The 20121-nt window shown below is 71.4% G+C and carries 24 protein-coding genes, 1 tRNA gene and 1 other RNA gene; 16 read left to right on the top strand and 10 right to left on the bottom strand.

Going from position 1 to position 20121, the window contains the following annotated elements; genetic code table 11:
- Positions 1 to 49: 49 nt before the first annotated feature.
- Positions 50 to 979, bottom strand: a complete 930-nt coding sequence (locus QSK26_RS31285) for a putative protein N(5)-glutamine methyltransferase (RefSeq protein ID WP_285778893.1) — start codon at positions 977 to 979, stop codon at positions 50 to 52.
- Positions 980 to 1316: 337 nt separating this feature from the next.
- Here QSK26_RS31285 and QSK26_RS31280 point away from each other — a divergent pair, with 337 nt between their 5' ends.
- The 4 genes from QSK26_RS31280 (at position 1317) to QSK26_RS31265 (ending at position 3813) form a co-directional block, all read left to right on the top strand.
- Positions 1317 to 1691 (top strand): aldo/keto reductase, encoded by a 375-nt coding sequence (locus tag QSK26_RS31280; RefSeq protein WP_285778892.1) that lies wholly within the window; start codon positions 1317 to 1319, stop codon positions 1689 to 1691.
- Positions 1682 to 1921 carry an aldo/keto reductase gene (locus QSK26_RS31275; protein ID WP_285778891.1) on the top strand — a complete coding sequence of 80 codons (240 nt, stop codon included), beginning with the start codon at positions 1682 to 1684 and terminating at the stop codon, positions 1919 to 1921. The genes QSK26_RS31280 and QSK26_RS31275 overlap by 10 nt, the downstream gene beginning before the upstream one ends.
- A gap of 186 nt (positions 1922 to 2107) precedes the next feature.
- Positions 2108 to 2635 carry an RNA polymerase sigma factor gene (locus QSK26_RS31270; protein ID WP_285778890.1) on the top strand — a complete coding sequence of 176 codons (528 nt, stop codon included), beginning with the start codon at positions 2108 to 2110 and terminating at the stop codon, positions 2633 to 2635.
- A complete protein-coding gene (locus QSK26_RS31265) occupies positions 2632 to 3813 on the top strand; it encodes a CU044_5270 family protein (RefSeq protein ID WP_285778889.1) in 1182 nt (393 codons plus the stop codon). The genes QSK26_RS31270 and QSK26_RS31265 overlap by 4 nt, the downstream gene beginning before the upstream one ends.
- A 56-nt stretch (positions 3814 to 3869) precedes the next feature.
- Here the strand turns inward: QSK26_RS31265 and QSK26_RS31260 are convergent, their stop codons facing one another.
- Both QSK26_RS31260 and QSK26_RS31255 read right to left on the bottom strand, forming a co-directional pair.
- Positions 3870 to 4493 (bottom strand): LysR family transcriptional regulator substrate-binding protein, encoded by a 624-nt coding sequence (locus tag QSK26_RS31260; RefSeq protein ID WP_285778912.1) that lies wholly within the window; start codon positions 4491 to 4493, stop codon positions 3870 to 3872.
- A 199-nt stretch (positions 4494 to 4692) separates the two neighbouring features.
- A complete protein-coding gene (locus QSK26_RS31255) occupies positions 4693 to 5295 on the bottom strand; it encodes a cadmium resistance transporter (protein ID WP_285778888.1) in 603 nt (200 codons plus the stop codon).
- A gap of 199 nt (positions 5296 to 5494) precedes the next feature.
- Between QSK26_RS31255 and QSK26_RS31250 the strand changes: the two genes are divergently transcribed.
- The 6 genes from QSK26_RS31250 (at position 5495) to QSK26_RS31225 (ending at position 9167) form a co-directional block, all read left to right on the top strand.
- Positions 5495 to 5908 (top strand): YkvA family protein, encoded by a 414-nt coding sequence (locus QSK26_RS31250; protein WP_285778887.1) that lies wholly within the window; start codon positions 5495 to 5497, stop codon positions 5906 to 5908.
- A gap of 115 nt (positions 5909 to 6023) precedes the next feature.
- Complete coding sequence (locus tag QSK26_RS31245) at positions 6024 to 6488, top strand: FluC/FEX family fluoride channel (protein WP_352244426.1); 465 nt, start codon at positions 6024 to 6026, stop codon at positions 6486 to 6488.
- Positions 6485 to 6838 (top strand): DUF190 domain-containing protein, encoded by a 354-nt coding sequence (locus QSK26_RS31240; protein WP_285778886.1) that lies wholly within the window; start codon positions 6485 to 6487, stop codon positions 6836 to 6838. The genes QSK26_RS31245 and QSK26_RS31240 overlap by 4 nt, the downstream gene beginning before the upstream one ends.
- A complete protein-coding gene (gene crcB / locus QSK26_RS31235; RefSeq protein WP_285778885.1) occupies positions 6835 to 7197 on the top strand; it encodes a fluoride efflux transporter CrcB in 363 nt (120 codons plus the stop codon). The genes QSK26_RS31240 and crcB overlap by 4 nt, the downstream gene beginning before the upstream one ends.
- 193 nt (positions 7198 to 7390) lie before the next feature.
- Positions 7391 to 8530 carry a hypothetical protein gene (locus QSK26_RS31230; RefSeq protein WP_285778884.1) on the top strand — a complete coding sequence of 380 codons (1140 nt, stop codon included), beginning with the start codon at positions 7391 to 7393 and terminating at the stop codon, positions 8528 to 8530.
- A 229-nt stretch (positions 8531 to 8759) separates the two neighbouring features.
- Positions 8760 to 9167 carry a hypothetical protein gene (locus tag QSK26_RS31225; protein WP_285778883.1) on the top strand — a complete coding sequence of 136 codons (408 nt, stop codon included), beginning with the start codon at positions 8760 to 8762 and terminating at the stop codon, positions 9165 to 9167.
- Positions 9168 to 9236: 69 nt separating this feature from the next.
- Here QSK26_RS31225 and QSK26_RS31220 read toward each other — a convergent pair whose 3' ends face one another.
- Positions 9237 to 9740, bottom strand: a complete 504-nt coding sequence (locus QSK26_RS31220; protein ID WP_285778881.1) for a nucleotidyltransferase domain-containing protein — start codon at positions 9738 to 9740, stop codon at positions 9237 to 9239.
- 202 nt (positions 9741 to 9942) lie between these two features.
- On the opposite strand from QSK26_RS31220, the gene QSK26_RS31215 reads away from it, so the two are divergent.
- On the top strand, positions 9943 to 10776 hold the full coding sequence (locus QSK26_RS31215) for an Fpg/Nei family DNA glycosylase (RefSeq protein ID WP_285778880.1): 834 nt from the start codon (positions 9943 to 9945) through the stop codon (positions 10774 to 10776).
- On the opposite strand, the gene QSK26_RS31210 is transcribed toward QSK26_RS31215, so the two are convergent.
- Together QSK26_RS31210 and QSK26_RS31205 are read right to left on the bottom strand one after the other, a co-directional pair.
- Positions 10745 to 11185, bottom strand: a complete 441-nt coding sequence (locus QSK26_RS31210; protein WP_285778879.1) for an iron chaperone — start codon at positions 11183 to 11185, stop codon at positions 10745 to 10747. The two genes, QSK26_RS31215 and QSK26_RS31210, sit on opposite strands and share 32 nt — an antisense overlap.
- 125 nt (positions 11186 to 11310) lie before the next feature.
- Complete coding sequence (locus QSK26_RS31205) at positions 11311 to 11658, bottom strand: VOC family protein (RefSeq protein WP_285778878.1); 348 nt, start codon at positions 11656 to 11658, stop codon at positions 11311 to 11313.
- 285 nt (positions 11659 to 11943) lie between these two features.
- Between QSK26_RS31205 and QSK26_RS31200 the strand changes: the two genes are divergently transcribed.
- The 3 genes from QSK26_RS31200 to QSK26_RS31190 all read left to right on the top strand — a co-directional run bounded on the left by QSK26_RS31200 (position 11944) and on the right by QSK26_RS31190 (position 14129).
- A complete protein-coding gene (locus QSK26_RS31200) occupies positions 11944 to 12258 on the top strand; it encodes a hypothetical protein (protein WP_285778877.1) in 315 nt (104 codons plus the stop codon).
- A 151-nt stretch (positions 12259 to 12409) separates the two neighbouring features.
- Positions 12410 to 13828 (top strand): serine hydrolase, encoded by a 1419-nt coding sequence (locus QSK26_RS31195; protein WP_285778876.1) that lies wholly within the window; start codon positions 12410 to 12412, stop codon positions 13826 to 13828.
- A gap of 82 nt (positions 13829 to 13910) precedes the next feature.
- Positions 13911 to 14129 (top strand): class I SAM-dependent methyltransferase, encoded by a 219-nt coding sequence (locus QSK26_RS31190; RefSeq protein ID WP_352244425.1) that lies wholly within the window; start codon positions 13911 to 13913, stop codon positions 14127 to 14129.
- Positions 14130 to 14190: 61 nt separating this feature from the next.
- Here the strand turns inward: QSK26_RS31190 and QSK26_RS31185 are convergent, their stop codons facing one another.
- The 3 genes from QSK26_RS31185 to QSK26_RS31175 all read right to left on the bottom strand — a co-directional run bounded on the left by QSK26_RS31185 (position 14191) and on the right by QSK26_RS31175 (position 15783).
- Entirely contained in the window at positions 14191 to 14685 is a 495-nt protein-coding gene (locus tag QSK26_RS31185; protein WP_285778875.1) for a hypothetical protein, read from the bottom strand.
- 345 nt (positions 14686 to 15030) lie between these two features.
- Positions 15031 to 15552: a hypothetical protein gene (locus QSK26_RS31180; RefSeq protein ID WP_285778874.1), complete on the bottom strand. Its 522-nt coding sequence runs from the start codon at positions 15550 to 15552 to the stop codon at positions 15031 to 15033.
- Positions 15553 to 15697: 145 nt separating this feature from the next.
- Positions 15698 to 15783: transfer RNA gene (locus tag QSK26_RS31175), tRNA-Ser, on the bottom strand.
- An 83-nt stretch (positions 15784 to 15866) separates the two neighbouring features.
- On the opposite strand from QSK26_RS31175, the gene ffs reads away from it, so the two are divergent.
- Both ffs and QSK26_RS31165 read left to right on the top strand, forming a co-directional pair.
- Positions 15867 to 15962, top strand: an RNA gene (ffs, locus tag QSK26_RS31170) — signal recognition particle sRNA small type.
- A 16-nt stretch (positions 15963 to 15978) separates the two neighbouring features.
- A complete protein-coding gene (locus QSK26_RS31165; RefSeq protein ID WP_285778873.1) occupies positions 15979 to 18261 on the top strand; it encodes a DNA polymerase III subunit gamma and tau in 2283 nt (760 codons plus the stop codon).
- A gap of 108 nt (positions 18262 to 18369) precedes the next feature.
- Here QSK26_RS31165 and QSK26_RS31160 read toward each other — a convergent pair whose 3' ends face one another.
- Positions 18370 to 19860 (bottom strand): GAF domain-containing protein, encoded by a 1491-nt coding sequence (locus QSK26_RS31160; RefSeq protein ID WP_285778872.1) that lies wholly within the window; start codon positions 19858 to 19860, stop codon positions 18370 to 18372.
- Positions 19861 to 20121 lie beyond the last annotated feature (261 nt).

The following is a 20121-nucleotide window of genomic DNA, read 5'->3' as shown; positions in this document are numbered from 1 at the left end:
CCGAAGAGAGCCGCCGGCACGGTGGAATCGCCTGGGAGCCTGGGACCGATCAACGCCCGCGGGTGCCGATGAGGACGGTGGCGTTGAGGTCCTCCGAGGTGGCGGTGCGGGGGAGGAGGCCGTGGGCGGTGAGGGTCTCCACGGCCTGGGGGGCCTGGTGCTCGCTGGTCTCGACGAGGAGGTGGCCGCCGGGGGACAGCCAGTGGGCGGCCTCGGCGATCACCCGGCGGACGATGTCGAGGCCGTCGGCGCCGCCGTCGAGCGCCACCCGCGGCTCGTGGATGCGGGCCTCGGTGGGCAGCAGCCGGATCGCCTCGGTGGGGACGTACGGCGGGCTGGCGACCAGGAAGTCGACCCGGCCCCTCAGCGAGGCGGGCAACGGTTCGTAGAGGTCGCCCCGGTGGACGCGGCCTCCGGCGGCGGCGAGGTTGCGGCGGGCGCACCGCACCGCGGCGGGATCCAGGTCGACGGCGTGCAACTCGACCGGTCCGAGGGCCGCGGCGAGCGCCGCCCCCAGCGCACCCGTGCCACAACACAGATCGACGACGACGGTCTCCGGCCGGTCGGAGCTGGGCGGGGTGGTCTCCGGGCGGTCGGCGGCACGCACGACGGTCTCCGGGCGGTCGGCGGCAGGCGGGGTGGTCTCCGGCCGGTCGGGGGTGGGCGGAGTGGTTTCCGGGGGGTTGGTGGTGGGTGGGTGGGGGAGGGCGGCGGCCTGGGTGACGAGGAACTCGGTGCGGCGGCGGGGGACGAACACGCCGGGGTCCACGGCTATGCGGAGGCCGCAGAAGTCCGCCCAGCCCAGGACGTGTTCCAGAGGGTGGCCGAGTGCCCGGCGGTCCACCATGACGGCGAGGTCGGCCGGGGTGCGTGCGGTGGAGACGATGAGTACCGCCTCGTCCTCGGCGAAGACGCAGCCGGCGGCGCGGAGCCTGGTGACGATGGCGGGGAGGGAGAGAGCGGACGAGGGAACCGACATGAAAGGCGCCTTTCGGAACTGCCGACGGGCGCTCTCCCGGCCGCCTACGTCGCGCGGGCGGAGGGGTCGTGAGGCGAGAGCACCCAGCCTGATCTGGCGGTAATGGGTCTCACCTCCCCAGGGACGTCCTCTGCTGGCGTCGGAAACAGTACCACCCGCCCCCGTCCGTGCCCCGTTGACCGGTCCGCCAAGGGGGAGGTCGGTGATCGCGTACGCCATGGTCCTCCGCGGGGGTGTGCCGGACCCCTGGTAAGGCGGTGCCCGTCTCGTCGCGCCGAGGGCTCCGGGACGGCGGTTGGCTGGAAGGAGCAACCGGCTGGAAGAAGGGCGAGACACGATGAGGCGCAGAATCCTCGGCGGAACAGGTATATCGGTCAGCGAGGTCGCTCTCGGCACGATGATGTTCGGCGCCATGGGCAACCCCGACCACGACGAGTCGATCCGCATGATCCACACGGCCCTGGACGCCGGCGTCAACTTCCTCGACACCGCCGACGTGTACTCCGGGGGCGAGTCGGAGGAGATCGTCGGCAAGGCCCTCAAGGGGCGGCGGGACGACGTCGTCCTCGCGACGAAGTTCTTCCACCCCATGGGGCCGGACGCCAACGACCGGGGCGGTTCGCCGCGCTGGATCGTCCGGGCGGTCGAGGCCAGCCTGCGCCGGCTCGGCACCGGTTGTCGGACCTGGCGGCCGAGGCGGGGATGCCGCTGACGCACCTGGCCACCGCGTTCGTCCGGGCGCATCCCGCCGTCACGTCGGTCATCATCGGCCCGCGCCGCCCGGAGCACCTGGCCGACCTGCTGGCCGGCGCGGATGTCGAACTGACCGGGGACGTCCTCGACCGGATCGACGAGATCGTCCCACCCGGCGTCAACCTCAACCAGGACGACATCTACCACACACCCCCGCCCCTGTCCGACAAGCGCCTCCGCCGCCGCTGAGGGTGTGCGTGCCCCTGTCCGCCAAGTGTCTGTGCCGTTGTTGAGGGTCTCCGGGGTTGTTGAGGGGCGGGTAAGTGCTGGTTAGGGGGTGGTTTTGGGTGGGTTTTTGGAGTTGTTTGTAACACTTGGGGTTCTCGTCCCACTTCCTCATGTCGGAACAACACCCGGGACGAAGGGGGGCAGGCGGTGACGGACGACGCTCAGCGGTTCACCACCATGTACGACGAGTGCCGGAACCGAGTGTGGGCCTACGCGGTCAGCCAGGCGGGCCGGCAGGTCGCGGACGAGGTGGTGAGCGAGACGTTCGCGATCGCCTGGCGGCGGTTCGACGACGTGCCGGATCCCGCCCTGCCGTGGTTGCTGGTCGTCGCGCGCAACGTGCTGCGCGACAACATCCGCGCCGAGATCAGGCGCGAGTCGCTCGCCGACGAGCTGCGGGCCTGGACCGAGGAGGACCACGCGGAACGGGTGGCCGAACGGCTGGCCGTACTCAACGCGATGGCCTCCCTGACCCAGGACGAGCGCGAGATCCTGATCCTCGTCGCCTGGCAGGGGCTCAGCAGGCGCGACGCGGCCCGCGTCGTCGGATGCTCCACGGCGGCCTTCCGGGTGCGGCTGCACCGCGCCCGCAGGCGGCTGGCCGAGGCGATGAAGACGGCCCCGGCGGCCCGTCCCCGGTCCCGGGTGGGCAATCTCACTGAGGAGTGGTCATGAACCCGATCGACCAGTTGCGGGCGGCCCGCCCGGCCCACCTCGACACGCCGGTGGACGAGCGCACCCGCGCCGCCGAGCTTTCCCGCGCGATGTCCCAGGCCAGGCCCCAGGCCAGGCCCCAGGCCATGTCCCGGGGGCAGGCGCGGGACCGCCGCAGGACCGTGAGGCCGGTGTGGGGGCTCGGCCTGGCCGGTGTGGCGGCGACCGCCGCCGTGGCCGTCGCGGTCACCGCGACCGGCGGCACCACGCCGACGCCGCGCGCCCCGTCCGCCGCCGCCGTCACGCAGAGCGGCCAGCCGGCCGTCCGCCTCTCCGCCAAGCAACTGCTGCTCGTCGCCGCCGAGTCGTCGCTGAAGGCGCCGGCGGCGAGCGGGGACTACTGGTACGTCGAAGGCGTGGCCGGCACCGCCGAGCAGGTGGGTACGGCGGAGCGCTACCTGGTGCACAGCACGACCCGCACCCGCCTGTGGGTGGCCCGCTCGCCGAAGGTCGAGAGCTGGTTCGTGAACCAGCACCTGGGCTCGAAGCCGGCCCCGGGCGCGGAGGACGCGTGGAAGCGGGACGGTTCGCCGACGGAGTGGGAGGTGTCGATGGACAAGCCTTCCGCCGCCGGGGAGAAGGCGATGAGCCTGACCCTCGACAGCAAGGGCGGCAAGCCGTTCGGCAACCCGATCAACGTGGGCGACAAGGTCTTCGAGCTGGCCGGCCGGAACGTCTCGGTGGCCCAGCTCCAGGCGCTGCCCGCCGACGACGCCGCGCTGAGGCGGTACCTGCTGGCGGGCTACGAGGGCCACGGCACGGAGTCGGACGAGAAGCAGGACGCGGACTCCTGGCTCTTCCAGGTGACCTCCGGCCTGCTGAGCGAGATGCCGGTGAAGCCCGCCGTACGGGCCGCGGCGTACCGGGTGCTCGCCGGGATCCCCGGGGTGCGCTCGCTCGGCGAGGTGACCGACGTGCTGGGCCGTAAGGCGCAGGGCATCGCGCGGACCGAGACCGGGCGGACCGGCAGGTACGAGCGGCAGCTCCTGGTGGACCCGGAGACCGGGGTCCTGCAGACCGACCAGATCGTGGCCGTCGAGCCGACCGGCCCGAACGCCTGGGCGAAGCCCGGCACCATCACCTGGTGGTCCGCCACCACCACGGCGACCTGGACGGATGACAAGCCGGTCAAGCCGTAACGCGCACGCCGAAAGCCCGTCCCGCCGTCGTCTCGGCGGGGCGGGCGATCGCGGTTTCAGGAGGGGACGGCGGGCCGCCCGGCCAGGTGCTGGTGGACGAGCCGGTTGAGGTCGTCGCGCAGGTCGAGGTCGCGGGCGACGTCCAGCAGGGCGCGGGCCAGGATCGGCTCGGGGGTGCGGTCGGCGACGACGAGGCCGACCCTGGGCGTCTGGGCGGGCCGTTCCATCCGGATCACCCGCATGCCCTCGGGCACGCCGAACATGTGCAGCCAGGCGTGCGCCACGACGCTGGACCAGCGGTGGGTGGCGACGTGCGCGTAAAGGGCGGAGACGGTGTCCGTCTCGATCGCGGGGACGGCGGTGACGCCGTTGGCGAGGAAGATGGCGTCCAGGATGCGCCGGTTGCGCATCTCGCCGGACAGCAGGCACAGCGGCAGGGCGCTCACCTCGGCCCACCGGACCACCTCCCGATCGGCCAGTTCGCCGTCGTCGGGGGTGAGAAGCAGGTAACGCTCCTCGTACAACGGGGTGGCCTGGACGCCGCACAGCTCGTCGTCGAGGTACGTCATGGCCACGTCGATCTCGAAGTCGGTGAGCTGCCGGTTGACCTCGCGGGAGGACAGCGAGGTCAGGGACACCCGGGCGTGCGGGTGGCGCTCGCAGAAGGGCGAGGTGAGCAGGGAGGCGGCGGGCAGCGCGGTGGGGCAGAATATCCCGCGATCACCCCTCTTCTGTCATCGCCCGGGGCCGGGCCCCCTCACCCGTAGAGGGCGGCGAGTCTGGCGGCGAGGCCGTCGAGGAGGCGGTCGAGGCCGTAGGAGCGACGGCACCGCCTGCGTCTACGCCGGCATGCGGGCCACTCCCAGAATCGGGTGAGGGTCAGAAGATCCTGCCGAGCACGCCGGACTCGATGACGATGAGCCCGCCGATCACGACGAACACCCCCGGCACGATCCACCGCCCGTACCGCTCGACGACCTCGATCACCTTCTTGTGCGAGCCGAGCCAGGACCCAGCCAGGCACCACAGGGCCACCCCGGCGGCGAACACGGCGACGGTCACCACCGCCGGCCCGGCGCCGATGGTACGGAACACCGGGGTGTAGATCGACAGGTTGTCCGCCCCGTTGGCGATCGTCACCCCGGCCACCGCGACCGCGCCGGAGGCCACCGGCGGCGGATCCGCGTCGCCATCCCCCGCCCGGACGGCCGCGACCAGGCCGCGCACCCCGAGCGCGAACGGGACCAGCCCCAGCAGGCCGACCCACCCGTCGGGCACCACGGTCAACCCCAGCGCGGCGACCGCCGAAACGGCCACCAGCACCGCGATCCCCGCATACTGCCCCACCCAGATCTGCCACGCCTTCGGCGCCCCACCCGTCCGCGCCGCCAGGAACAGAACGGTGAGCACGATGAGATCGTCCACATTGGTGCCCGCGAACATCCCGGCCGCCGCCACCACCGTCCCCGCGATACCGTCCATGCCGGCCGAACTTACCCGCATCAAGCACCGGCGGGCAGCGTCGAGCGCCGGCGGGGGAGCGGCGGCCCTGACGAGCAGCGTCAGCTCGTCGTGCAGGCTAAACACTCTGCGAAAGAAGCGACTGCTGAAGTAATGTCACGGAAAGGTCGGCTTATCTGGATAAATGGTCTTTAATTTGGGCTTTGGTCGAGGAGCGGGTGTGACCGGTTCGCGGTGGTGGGACCTGCTGATCGGCCTGGCGGTCGCCGTATTGCTGGCCTGGGCGGCGCTGGTCGCGGCACTCGCCCTCGCGCGCCCGCGCGGCGGCCTCCTGCGCGAGGCCCTGCGGCTGCTGCCGGACGTGCTGCGCCTGGTCCGCCGCCTGGCCGCCGACCCGGAACTGCCCCGCGGGGTGCGCGTCCGGCTGGGGCTCCTGCTGGCCTACCTGGCCCTGCCCATCGACCTCGTCCCCGACTTCATCCCCGTCCTCGGGTACGCGGACGACGCCATCATCGTCACCGCCGTGCTCCGCGGCGTCGTACGCCGTGCGGGACTCGGCGCCGTCCGCCGCCACTGGCCCGGCACCGACGACGGGTTCGCCGCCCTGTGCCGCCTGACCGGGCTCCCCCGGTAGTCTGGAAGAACGGCGGTGGGGCCCGCCGTCCCCGGGCGACGGGGAAAACCGCGGCCTGAGCGCCGCCAACGGTCCCTACCAGATGTGTCGTGTCCATGCTGGTAGGAGGATCGCCGTGGCAGACCGTTCCGTTCCCGCCGGCCCCGGCCGGCGGATGCCGCGCGAGCGGGCCGGCTCCTGGCCGGTGCTGGTCGTCGTCTCCGCCGGGGGCCTGCTCGGGGCGCTGGCCCGGTACGCGATCTCGGTGGCGTTGCCGCATCCGCCGGGGGCGTTCGCCTGGTCCACCTTTCTGGTCAACGTGTCGGGATGCCTGCTGATCGGCGTGCTCATGACCCTGATCGGCGACGTGTGGAGCGGGCGGCGGCTGCTGCGGCCGTTCCTGGGCGTCGGAGTCCTCGGCGGCTACACCACGTTCTCCACCTACGTCGTGGACATCCACCAGGCTATGACCGCCGGCGCGGCCGGAACCGCGCTGGCCTACCTGCTCGGCACGCTGGCCGGCGCCATGACCGCCGTGTGGGCGGGCGCGGCAGGCACCGCCTGGGCGCTGGAAACCGCCAAGGGAAGGAGGCGGCGATGAAGCTGGAAGGACCCGCGCTGCGGCTGACCGTCTTCGTCGACGAGACCGATCAGTGGCATCACCGGCCGCTGTACCACGAGATCGTGCACCGGGCGCACGCGGCAGGGCTGGCCGGCGCCTCGGTGCTGCGCGGCATCGAAGGATACGGCGCCTCCAGCCGCATCCACACCACCCGGATCCTGTCCCTGTCGGATGACCTGCCGGTGGCGGTCGTCATCGTCGACGCCGAGGACCGGATCCGCGCCTTCCTGCCGGAGCTGGCGGAACTGGTCATCGAGGGCCTGGTCATTCTGGACCCGGTCGAGGTGATCCACTACGTCGGCCGTCCCGGGAGGAGTGAGGACGGGTGACCGTGCTGCTCGTCGCGCTCGGCGCCGCGATCGGGGCGCCGCTGCGCTACCTGACCGACCGGTTCGTGCAGTCCAGGCACGACTCGGTGTTCCCCTGGGGCACCATGACCGTCAACGTCGCCGGGTCGCTGATCCTCGGACTGCTGGCCGGCCTGCCCGCGGGCACGGCGCTCACCGCCCTGGTCGGCACGGGCTTCTGCGGCGCGCTGACCACGTACTCCACCTTCAGCTACGAAACGCTTCGCCTCGCCCAGGAGGGAGCCCGCTTCTACGCCGCCGCCAACGTCGTGGCCGGTATCGTCGCCGGCCTCGGCGCCGCCGCACTCGGCTTCACCCTGGCCCAGGCGCTCACCACCTGATCCTCGGCCGGACACTCACCACCTGATCCCCGGCCGGACGCTCACCGCCCCACCCCTGGCCCTGACCAGCGCCGGGGGCAGGCCCGTCGGGCGCGAATCTCGCCCGCTCAGGAAACCGCCCGCGGAATCATCATCTCGCGAATCGGGCATATCCCGTAGGCTGATCGCTTCAAATCGATCATCGGAGACGCCCGTGAGCGACCCCAATCCCACTGCCGCCGATGAGTGGACCCAGTGGGACACCCACCCCTCGCCCCCCGCATACTGGCCGGGCCTCGGAGACGAGCACCGACGCGGCTTCGAGATCGACCGCAGGGGTGTGAAGGTGGTCGCCGGCGGTCTTCTCAAGCTCGCCACCGCCACCACCAGGTACGACGCCTACCCCAGGGACTACGGCTTGAACGACGACCACTGGGCGTTGCCGCGGGAGATCGGCAGGCTGCTCGTCAAGGCCGAAAACGTGTTCGCCTCGTACTGGCGGGATCTGCACTGCGAGACGGGGATGGCCGGGCTGCTGATCGAGCGTGCCTCCCAGCGATACGACCTCGCGGACCAGCCCTTACTCGGCGACATCCCCATGGCCGAGCTCGACAGGCGGGTCATCGGACTTCTGTCGGGCGATCTGCCGAGCAGCTTGCTGGGCGAGCTGAGCGAGTTCTACCCCAACGGCAGCGAGTCACTGGAACTGCCCGGGGCGATCGACTACGGCGTCGGCAACATGACCGCGGAGAAGGCGAAGCAGGACCTCATCCCCTATCCGGTCTTCGGCACCAGCGGTTTGATGTCCTTCGGGCCGGCCGGCGATGCGCTGGCCGAGCTCTCGTACGCGTTGGTCGGCCGCGCCCAGGACCTGCGGGATGCGCCGTGGATCGGCGACGCGGCGGACAGGGCGCAGAACGCGTTGCGTCAGATCCACGGGAACGCGACCGCGCTGGCCGCGGTCGCGGCCCGGCTTGACACGGCGGCCACCCGGTTCAAGGAGGTCGCCGAGTGGTGCAGGGACAACTTCGAACGCGCGGTGGACCCGGACCGCAGCGGCTGGGACGAGTTCTGGGATCTCGGCGGTACCCCCGACAGCCGGACCCGCAGCTTCCTTGCGGCACCGAACAGCGCGTTCAACGACATCTACGACAACATGCCCAAACTCCTCACGCAAGATCTGCCCGGCCTGCTCGTCACCGACCAGAAGCTCACCGACCTCCGGGAGAGCCTGCAGCGGGTTCGGACGCGACCCAAGACGTCAGAGTTCCTCAAGGAGAACGACGCGGCGTTCATGGTCAGCCGCGGCAGGACCCTTGAGGGGTACGAGGAAGCGGAGAAGGCGTTCGGCTGACCGGTGCTCCGGCCACGCCCGGAACGTGAGCGACCTTCCGCCGCCGTAGAGCACGGTGACCGTGCCGCTCGCCGTGCTCGGCGCCCCGGTGTGGCGATCATCACACGATCCGGGTTCCCGCCGGTGAAGCCCGCTGTGGCGGCCGTTGCTTACCTGGCGCGTAATCGCGGCTCCCGCCTCCCGGCTGACATCTTTCAGGTGTCGCACCGATAGAGCCGAAGGGGCCGACATGACCACCTTGACCGTCACCACCGACCGGACGAAGTTCCTGCGCCTCGCCCTCGCCGCGGACGCCGTCGTCACCGGCGGCAACGGGCTGATCTACCTCGCCTTCGCCGGCCCCGTCAGCACCCTGCTCGGCCCTGACGCCGGCCTGCTGCGCGGCATCGGCGCCTTCCTCCTGGCGTACGGCGTCGCGGTCGGCTTCCTGGCGAGCCGTCCCGCGATCAGCCCCGCCGCCACGAAGGCCGTGATCGCCCTGAACATCGCCTGGCCCCTGGCCAGTATCGCGGCAGTCGTCACGGGTGCCACCCACTTCACCACGGCCGGCGCGATCTGGGCCGTCCTCCAGGCCGTGGTGGTCGCCGGTTTCGCCGGACTGCAGATCACCGGCCTGCGCGGGACCCGCGTCAACTGAGACCCGGTCGCACAGCCGTTCTGCCGTCTCGTCAGATCCGCTGCCGGTCAGCGAGACGGGCTACCACGATCAGAAGTGCGTGGTGACGCCGAACGCCTCGCGCAGGCGGGCCATGTCGTGCAGGTCGCGTTCCCTGGGCCGGTAGCCCTGATGGAAGGCGATCTGGCGGTCGGCGGACAGGCAACGGACCCGCACGCCCTCTATCGTGCCTGTGACGAAGCCCGCGGCGGGGTAGAAGTACGCGCCGCCGCGGTCGTCCAGGTGTTGCACGGCCGAGCCGTCCTCCGCGAAGTGCAGGGGGTGCAGGTCGAGTTCGTGCTCCCGGTCGTCGGCCATGACGAACCTGGCGGGCCGCCCCGGCACCGCGCCGGGCCGCTCGGCGTACCCGAGCGACTCCAGCGTGGTGATCACCTGTGGCTCCTGCTCCGCGCGGTGGAGCAGGTCGAGGTCATGGTGCTCCCTGGTGACCCGCCCCACCAGGACGTCGATCCCCCAGCCGCCGGCCACCCAGACCTCGCATCCGGCGGCCTCCAGCACGTCCAGCAACCGCAGCATCTCCCCGATCGGCAGCACCGGCACCCCTTTCTCTCCAGGGGGAGACTACCGAGCGGTCCGACCTGTCTCCGGCGACAGCCCATGACGTGGCCCGCCTGACAGGTACCGTCCTCAGGGCGGATACGGAAGGAATGTGTCGGCCACGACGTCGGCGGCGTCCTGCGGCGAGTCGCAGCGGCGGTATAACCGGTGGGAGAGACCGACGGCGTTGGGAGGGGCTTTGCCTGAAGGGCACACGATCCACCGGCTGGCGGCCGAGTTCCGGGCGCGGTTCGCGGGCCGGGGTGTGCGGGTCAGCAGCCCGCAGGGCAAGTTCGGCGCCGCCGCCGCGCTGCTCGACCGGTCGGTGCTGACCGACGCGGACGCGTACGGCAAGCACCTGTTCCTGCACTTCGGTTCGGGGCCGGGGACGCGGATGGTGCGCGTGCACCTGGGGCTGTTCGGCAGGCTCGACTTCGCGCGGACGCCGAACGACGACACGGTCCGGCTGCGGATCAATCATCGCGCGCGGATCGCCGACCTGCGGGGGCCGACGGCCTGCGAGCTGCTGGAGGAGCGCGCGTCCATCCTGTCCCGGCTCGGTCCCGACCCGCTGCGCGCCGACGCCGACCCCGACCGCGCCTTCCAGCGGATACGGCGCAGCCGCCAGCCCATCGCCGCGCTGCTCATGGACCAGAAGGTGATCGCGGGTGTGGGGAACGTGTACCGCGCCGAGGTGCTGTTCCGGCACAGGATGAGTCCCGAAAAATCCGGCCAAAGCGTCACGCGTGCCGAATGGGAGCTGATCTGGGCGGACCTGGTCGGGCTGATGGCCGACGGCGTACGGGCCAACCGCATCGACACCGTCCGCCCCGAGCACACCCCCGAGGCCATGGGCCGGCCGCCACGCGTCGACGACCACGGCGGCGAGGTCTACGTCTACCGCCGCGCCGGGCTGCCGTGCCACGTCTGCGGCACCGAGATCCGTACCACCGTGCTGGCCGCGCGCAACCTGTTCTGGTGTCCCGGCTGCCAGGGCGGGCTCAGCTCACCGCCCGCTTCACCAGCGCGCTGATCCGCGCCTCCACCTCGGCCGTCACCTCGGTCAGAGCGAAACCGGCGGGCCACATCGTGCCGTCGTCCAGGTTCGCCTGGTCGCTGAACCCGAGCGTCGCGTAGCGGGTCTTGAACTTCGCCGCGCTCTGGAAGTGGCAGACGATTCTGCCGTCCAGCGCGTAGGCGGGCATCCCGTACCAGAGCTTCGGCGCGAGGGCCGGGGCGCTGGCGGTGATGACGGCATGGACCCGCTCGGCCATGATCCGATCCGATTCACCCATCTCGGCGATCTTCGCGAGTACGTCACGCTGGTCCTGCGCCGCCTTGTCCGCACGTGAGCTGCGGCGCGCCGCCTTCTTCTGGTCCTGGGCGTGCTCCTTCATCGCGGCCCGCTCCTCGGCCGTGAATCCCTGGTAGCTGGTGCTCATGGCGGATTTCCCCTTGCGAATCTTGATTTCGGATCTTGAGAAGGGACCTCGGCGGCTGCGCTGCCGGTTTCCTGGACGACCTCGGCCCACCGGCCTGTACGTCGCCGCCGATCACGATGCGGAGCTCACCGGTCCTGGATCAGCCCGAGGACGTTGCCGTCGGGGTCGGTGACGGTGGCCACCAGGCGGCCGCCGCCGACCTCGTGCGCGGCCTCCTTCACGGTGGCTCCCGCGGCGGTCACCTCGGCCAGCTTCGCCTCGATGTCCTCCACGTGCCAGTAGGCCACCGGCGAGGTCATGCCCTGCGGGCCACCGTCAGGCACCAGTCCGATGTGCTGGCCCTCGGCATCGAAGCCGACGTAGTAGGGCGAGTCGGTCTGCGGCTGGATGCCGAGCAGGGCCGCATACACCGCCTTGGCCGTCGTCAGATCGGACACGGGGTGCAAGACGGTCTTGATTCCCTGGGTGGTCATGGTCACTCCGGTGGTCGTGGGTCACATCGAGCCGCTGTGTACGTATGCACACCTTCTCTCCCGGCCTGGCCGACCCGCATCCGTGGTGACCACGGAACCTAACCACGGACCCCGACCACGGAACCTAACCACGGACCCCGACCACGGACCCCGACCACGGACCCCGACCACGGACCCCGACCACGGACCCCGACCACGGACCCCGACCACGGACCCCGACCACGGACCCCGACCACGGACCGACGGCACGGATCGTACGGTGGCCGTTGCGGCATGGTGGACGGGGTGACGCTGTTTCTCGGGCGACTGCTGCCCGCCGGTGGGCACGCCGGGAGTTCCGATGCCGGCGACCGTCTGGCCGAGGCCCGGACCGTCGTGGCCGGCAACCCGGTCGCCACCGCCATCGTGGAACGGGCCCAGGCGCTGCTCGACAATGACCGGGAGCGGTTGCTCGCCACGGCAGACGCGTTCGACACCGCCGGCTGCCGCTACCAGTCGGCGCGCACCCTGGTGCTCGCGGGCGGCGCCCACGCCGCCCGCGGCGCAGCCGCGCTGGCCGATCTCAACCTCGCCCCGACGGCCCCGCCCCGACACCCGTAAAGCCCGTCTGCCGCCTGCTGAGAGAACCGGCCGGTCAGCCGGGGCGGAGGGTGTGTCCTGGCCGCCAACGGCGGGACCGAATCCTTGGATATATCCCGCCAAATCCTCCGAAAGACCTCGCTCGACAAGATCAATCTCTAAGATCATTTTCATGTCGTTCCTTTACAAGAGCCGCCGAGCCGTCGCGGGGGTCGCCGCAGGCACCCTCTTCCTGGGTCTCGCGACCGCCCCCGCGCAGGCGGAAAGCGGCGGCCACGTCGCCCGCTTCCTGCAGCAGGCCATGGATGAGGCACGATTCCAGGACGTGCTCGACCTGGCCCCGCCAGGATCCGCCCAGGCGCGCATACTCGCCGCCACCGAGGAAAAAGAGGCCAAAACCTCCGAGGAGTACGCCCGCCTGTTCGCGTCGGCGGCCGACCCCCAGCCGATCGTGCAGCAGCCGCAACTCGACGTGACCGTTCTCGAACTCGACCGCTACGGCAGGCCGCTGTCCTCCGGCACCGTGCTGATGAGCCCCCAGCACCCGCGCGGCGTCGTCGTCCCCGTCGACCGCAACCTCCACACCACCGCCGTCCGCTGGCGGCAGTGGGACGACAGCGGCTGGTACGCCAACCAGGGCCGGGGCACCATCGACATCGTCCCCGGCCGTGAGCAGGCGCCCATCGACTTCATGTCGCCCTACCCGGCCTCCGTGCTGAAGCTGATGGTCGCCTTCGGCGTGCTGCGTCTGGTCGACAAGGGCACCATCGCGCTGACCGACACCTACGACTACCGCCCCACCGAGGCCAGCTCTCTGTGTCTGGGCGAAACCAGCAACACGGTCGCCAACTACCTCGAAGCCTCCCTCACCTCCTCCAGCAACCCCGCCACCTGCGCACTGGTCAAGCTCCTGCACGACAAGGGCGCCGTCGACGAGCTCAACCAGACCTTCCAGAGCCTCGGCCTGGAAACCCTCCAGTTCAAGAACACCAACCCGGCCAGCGGCGGACGCTGGTCCAACCCCGTCACCATGACCTCCCTCGACACCGCCAAGCTGCTCGCTCTGGTCAACGGCCTGCCCGACAAGGCCTGGACCGCCCCCAACGGCGCGCCGGTGACCGCCGCCGTGCTGAGCGCGTCCTCCCGCCAGGTGTTCAAGCGGCACCTCGCCGCCCAGGGCTGGAACGACATGCTCTCCTCGGCCAACCGGTGCGGCGGCTCGTACCCGGCGGCCGGCATCCCGCAGAAGGTCGCCGACCGGTGGATCGGCGCCGACGGCACCGTCACCGTCGCGGGCAACAGGTTCGGCAGCGACGTGCGCCCCTGCAACACGGCCGCCGAGGTGACCTTCTCCCACAAGACCGGCTGGGTGGGCAACTCCGGCGCCGACGCCGGCATCGTCAAGTCGCTGCCCGGCAAGGACGGCAGGCACTACATCGTGGTCGCCTTCACCAACCTCGGCACCCAGTACGTGGACGCCGACCGGCCGCCCGCCGAGCCCGGCCTGCTCCCCGTCACCTACACCGAGAAGCTCGCGAAACTCGGCCACGCCATCGACGCCTACGAGACCAGCCGTTCCGCACGCCGCTGACCACCTTCTCGGGTACGGCCCGGCCGGGCCGTACCCGAGTCACGGCGGCCGGCGAGGTGGCTGTCCGCGCGGCCCTGGATATGTGACCGCGTACCTGCAGAAGCTGGGACTGGACATTTTCGGTCTCGACCTGTCGCCGGTGATGATCGATCTTGCCCGTGAGGCGTATCAGGGACCTGCGCTTCGAGGTCGGTTCGATGGACGCCCTGGACTCGGCCGATGGAGGGCTGCGGGGGATCGTGCCCTGGTACTCCGTCATTCATACGCCCCCGCGGGATCTGTGTGGCCGCGGTGGCGCTGAGCCAGCCAGGCGGCGTGCCGGGGAGCCGTCCTCGTCCACCTTGAGCGTGGCGGCTCGGCGGTCAGAGATCCGACCCGGGGCGCACGTAGCCCTCCACGCGGACCCGGACATATTCCGCGCTTTCGGCCGAGGCGATGCCCTCGGGTGAGGCCGCTGCGAAGTTGTCCTGCCGGTCCCAGCTCCAGTATTGGTAGAGCGGCACGGTGCCCGGCTCGTGGTTCCTGTAGATGTACGCCTGGACTCCCTTACGCACGTATCCCGCGCTCTCGGCCGAGGCGATGCCCTCGGTGGTCGCCGTGCTCATGTAGTCGCCGCGCTCGCTGTTGTAGTAGAGGACCAGCGGTTTCTGCGTGCTGGTGTCGGTGGGCCTCGCGAGAACCCATGCCTCCTTCGTCCGGATCCACTGGTATCCGGTTTCGCGGGCGTGGTCTGCGGCCGTGACGGCGGAGTAGTTGTCTTCCCGGTCCCAGTTGTAATAGGTGACCAGGTTCATGAACTGTTCGCCGTCGGCGTGGGCCGGCGGTACCGCGACGGCGCCGAGGGCAATCAGGAGCACGGCAGCTCCGAGTCCGAGCGAACGACCAGTCCGGATCATTGGCAGCCTCCAGGGGGGCGCGGGCGGCGACGGCCCGCCCTCTCGCCAACCAGGTTGGCGCCCTGCGCGAGCAGATTGAATACGAAGAACTTCGTAGAGACGTACGCGCACTGTGTGGCTAAGGCAATGGACAGGAATGCCGGTTGTTTCGGTAAACGACCGGCATTCCTGTCTTAAGACCTCTTGGGACCTGTTCGACCCGGATCCATGACACCGTTCTCGATTCGCGACCACGTCGGCCGAACTTCTCGCAGACGGCCGCCTTGGGCTCCTGAACATTCGTGCAGGTCCGCTTGGTCCCGAACGCTATGGCGCGGGCGGGACGGCTTCCAAGTTCAGCACCGTGAACGTGCCGGGTTCGCCGTCCCAATAGATGATCGTGCTGGGCTCGGAGGAGGTGCCCACGCCGTACGTGCCGCTGCCCTTGCCGATGGCGGCCACCTCGGCGGTGGCGGCGTCGTAGACGGTGCTCCCGGCGAACAGGAACCGGTCGAGGATCGGGAACCGGGTCAGTGGCGAGACGCCGCTGAGGGCGATCGTGTTCGTGCCGTCGAGGTACTGCACGAACGAGCCTTGCCCGTTGCGCCCGAAGCACCAGGAGGGTCCGCACCGCAGGCTCTGTGCCGACGCGGGCACGGTGATCTCGGTCTGCGCGCCCCGCGCCAGGTCTACGAGCTTGGTCTGGTTGCGGTCGTGGCCCTTCGGACCGTCGGCCGCGTCCACGGCGTACGGCCATTTCATCAGGTGCAGCCCGTCGCTATAGGGCACGCGCGCCGCCTCGCCGCCCGCGAGGGCGATGCTCCAGACGTCGCCGGAGAGCTCGGACACGGTGGCCGAGCAGGTTGACGGCCTGCTCTGGGGGGCGAGTAAGGAGGGAGACGAGTCCTCCGAAGAAGCCGACTGGGACGGAAACGCCAAGAGGGGCCGACTTGGATGGGGTCGGCCCCTCTTGAACTTCTGCCTCAACCAGGCGCGGAGGATGCGAGATTCGAACTCGCGAGGGGTTGCCCCCAACACGCTTTCCAAGCGTGCGCCCTAGGCCAACTAGGCGAATCCTCCGCCGGAAAGCTTACCCGACTTTCGGCGTGAAGGTGACCGCGAATCTCTGCAGCAAGCACTCGCGTACCCGGCTAGACTGTTGATCGGACCCCTCGCGCGGCGTCATCCTGTGAACCTCCCCAGGGCCGGAAGGCAGCAAGGATAAGCGGGCTCTGACGGGTGTGCGGGGGGTCTCTTAGCTGGAGGGGACCCCTAATGAGCCTCGCGCTGTACCGAAAGTACCGGCCCGGGACGTTCGCTGAGGTCAAGGGCCAGGAGCATGTGACCGAGCCGCTGCGGCAGGCATTGCGGTCGGGGCGGATCAATCACGCCTATCTGTTCAGCGGTCCTCGCGGGTGCGGCAAGACCTCCAGTGCGCGCATCCTCGCCCGTTCGCTCAACTGCGAGCAGGGGCCGACCCCCGATCCGTGCGGTCAGTGCGAGTCGTGCGTGGCGCTCGGCCCGACCGGTCCGGGGCACCTCGACGTCATCGAGATCGACGCGGCCTCGCACGGTGGTGTGGACGACGCCCGTGACCTGCGGGAGCGGGCCTTCTTCGCGCCGGTGTCCGCGCGTTTCAAGATCTACATCATCGACGAGGCGCACATGGTGACCCGCGAGGGGTTCAACGCGCTGCTGAAGCTCGTCGAGGAGCCGCCGCCGCACCTGAAGTTCGTCTTCGCGACCACGGAGCCCGAGAAGGTCATCGGGACGATCAAGTCCCGCACCCACCACTATCCCTTCCGGCTGATGCCGCCGACCACGCTGCGCGCGCTGATGGAGGAGATCCTCACCTCCGAGAAGGTGCCCTTCGAGGCGGCCGCGCTTCCCCTGGTGGTCCGGGCCGGCGCCGGTTCCGCGCGTGACTCCCTGTCGATCCTGGACCAGTTGCTCGCCGGGGCCGACGACGCCGGCATCACGTACGCCAGGGCCGTCTCCCTGCTCGGTTACACCGACGGCGACCTGCTCGACGAGGTGATCGGCGCGTTCGCCGCGCGGGACGGCTCGCTGGTGTTCGGGGCGGTCAACCGGGTGATCGAGGGCGGGCACGACCCGCGCCGGTTCGCGATGGACCTGCTGGAGCGCTTCCGCGATCTCGTGATCCTGGCCAACGTGCCGGAGGCGGCGGGGAGCGGGCTCCTCGACCGTCCCGCCGACGAGCTGGAGCGGCTGGAGGGGCAGGCGCGTTCCATGGGGCCGGCCGAGCTGACCCGGGCGGCCGAGGTGTTCAACACCGGTCTGACCGAAATGCGTGGGGCCACGTCGCCGAGGCTGCTGCTGGAGCTGATGTGCGCCCGGGTGCTGCTCCCGGCCGCCGAGCAGGGTGAGGCCTCACTGCTCGCCCGCCTGGAGCGACTGGAGCGCGAGGGTCCGCCCGCGCCCGCCGTACGCGCGCAGGCTCCGGCCGGCGTGGTCCAGGGGCGGGCCGCGGCGCCAGCCGTACAGGCGCAGGCGCCCGCCGTGGCGCAGGCTCCGGTGGAGGAGAGCGCGGCGCCCGCGCGGGCTGAGGCGTCCGCCGCGGGGGACTGGCCCGCGGCCGCCGTTCCCGGGGCGGCCGCCGTCCCCGGGGCGGGGGGTGCTCCCCGGCAGGTCCCGCAGGCTCAGGAACCGCCGCAGGCGCAGGCCGCCGCCCCGGTGGCGAGCGGGACGGGCGGGTTGCAGGAGATGTGGCCCGCCGTGCTGGGGGCGTTGAAGCAGCGCAGCATCGTGGTGTGGGCCAACGTCAACACCAACGCCCAGGTGGTCGGCGTCGAGGGCAACATCGTCACGCTGGGCTTCGCGCAGGTCGGCGCGATGAAGAACTTCGTGGGCGGCGGCAAGGACGCGGTCGTGGCCGCCGCGCTCGGCGACGTGCTCGGCGGCCAGTGGCGGGTCGAGGCGGTCGTCGGCGGGGGCGGGCCTCCGGGCGGCGGCTCGGGCGGTGGTTCCCAGGGCGGTCCGCAGGGCGGCCGGCCGGTACGGCCGGGCGGTGGCGGGCCGCAGAGCGGGCCCGGCGGCGCTCAGCCGCAGGGTCGCCAGCCCGGAGCGGGGCCACGCGGCGGCGGCGCCTTCCCCGCGGCCGGGCACACCGGTCCGGCGCAGGTGGCCGCCAACGGGTCCGAACCGGCCGCGCGGACCAAGCCACAGGTCGTCCAGGACGCGACGGACGCCCCCGAGCCGAAGATCGACGCCAAGGCCACCACCGACGAGTCGTGGCCCGACGCGCCCCCCGGCGACGACCCGGGCTCGCCGCCCGCGATGAGCGCCGGCCCCGGCCTCGCCGCCGCCCGCTCGGCCGCGCAGGCCGCAGCCCAGGCCGCCCAGGCCCGCCCCCGCCCGAGCGGCGGCGCGCAGGGCTGGCCGGACGCGATCCCCGCCCGGCAGAGCGCCCCCGCAGGCGACGTCGACGAAGTGGACCCCCTCAACGACGAAGACGCCGACGTCGACGAGCTGACCGGCATGGCCCTGATCCAGCGCGAGCTCGGCGGCCGAATCATCGAAGAGATCGACCACAGCTGACCCCGTAACGCGCTACCCGCCCGGCACCTCACCCCCCCCAGACTCCGTGACGCGCGGGTCGCCCCACGCCTCACCCCCCCAAACGCCGTGACGTGTCAGCCGCTCGGTTCAGGGGGTGGTGAGGCGGAGGCGGGCGGCTATGGCTCGGTGGTCGTGGTCGGGGAGTAGGGCGGTGACGCGCTCCAGGATGTGCGGGTCGTCGTGGCCGTGCTCGGTCTGCGCGTAGGCCCACAGGTCCTCGCCGGTGCCCTCGCGCAGCAGGCGGGCTCTGACCTGGCCTTCCAGCTCTTCGCGCTCCCTGCGGATCGCGGGGGCCTCGGAGCAGGGGAGCAGCGGGCCGGGGTAGGCGCGGGCCAGGGCGGCGGGGTCGCGGGTGGCGATGAGGTGCTTGAGTTCCAGGAAGTCGGCCTCGACCGCGCAGGACAGCCGGTACGGCTTCGCGGCGATGGCCCGGCCGAGCTGGCCGCGCAACCGGTGGATCTCGGCCCGGATCGTGACCGGGTTGCCCTCGTCGCCATAGAGATGGAAGGAGAGCTGCTCGGCCGTCATCCCGTCCGGATACAGGCAGAGCAGGGCGAGGATCTCCGCGTGCCGCAGGGACACCTGGATCCGGCGCCACCCGTCCAGCCGGACGTGCGGGGAGTCGGTGCCGAGGAAGCCGAGTCTGAGCACGGACGGCGCGCCGGGCGAGTCGCAGCGCAGCAGGAACCCCCCGCCGAAGGGGGTGAGCAGGCCGGTGTTGCCGCCGGGCAGCATGACCCGGTCGCCGGAGGCGGGCAGCCGCACCCGGTGGCCGCACCTGCCGTCGGGGTCGCCGGCGATGACCCGGCCGGTCGGGGTGACGAGGGCGCCGGGCTCGGCGCGCGAGCCGCGGGCGAACGCCTCGTAGCGGGCGCGCAGCCGGCCGTCGCGCTCGTGCGCGCGCAGCGCGAGCTGGCCTTCGGCGAGCCGGGCGGTGGTCTCGACGAGGGCGACCGTGGCCGGGTGCAGCTCCTGCCTGGCGGCGCTGATGTCGAGACAGCCGAGGATCTCGGTGGTGTCCGGGTCGATGATCGGCGCCCCCGCGCAGGACCAGTCGTGCAGGACGCGGGCCATGTGCTCGGCGGAGTAGACGTGCACCGGGCGGCGGACGGCGAGGGCGGTGCCGATGCCGTTGGTGCCGACGGCGCTCTCACTCCAGGCGAACCCGTCGCTCAGCCCCACCCGGTCGCCGTGCCGCATCGTGTGCCGGTCGCCGTACCGCCACAGGATCCGGCCGCCGGCATCGGTGACGATCATGATGTGCCCGGTGTCGTCGGCGAACGGGAGGAGGGTGTCCGTCAGCAGCGGGAGCAGCGCGTGCAGCGGATGGGCGAGCCGGGCCTCGGTCAGCTCCGTGGCCTCCAGGGCGAGCGGCGCCGACCGGACCTCGGGATCGATGCCGGCGTCGAGCGAACGCCGCCAGGAGTCGGAGATCAGCGGGCGCGGGCCGGTTTCCCCGGCGGGCTCGCCGTTCATCGCCGACTCGTGCCATCGCCGCAGCCGTCCGGGGTCGTCGTCGAGATCGAGATCGTCGCCGAGGTCGGTGGACGATAGGGCCCGCAGGCGGCCGCCGGTCATCTGCCACCCCCAGTAATCATGTCACTTCGGGAAGCATCCGGGTTACGGCCCTAACTCGCAACCGATTCGACCAATTCGGCTGTGTGCACAGGGTGATTGAACGAGCGCAACGTGTGTGCAACGTAGGTTTGGCTACCTTCATGCCCACGCCTCGCCGTGGTGCGGCCGATCCGGTGGGGGGGAAGGCCGGGTCCCGGACGTCTGGAGGGGGGCCGGGACCCGGCCAGGGGCGCCGTCGGCACGGGCGGGGCGCGCGCTCGG

Source organism: Microtetraspora sp. NBRC 13810 (assembly GCF_030268685.1).
Taxonomy (GTDB): domain Bacteria; phylum Actinomycetota; class Actinomycetes; order Streptosporangiales; family Streptosporangiaceae; genus BSRQ01.
This window is presented reverse-complemented; position numbering and strand designations above follow the sequence as displayed.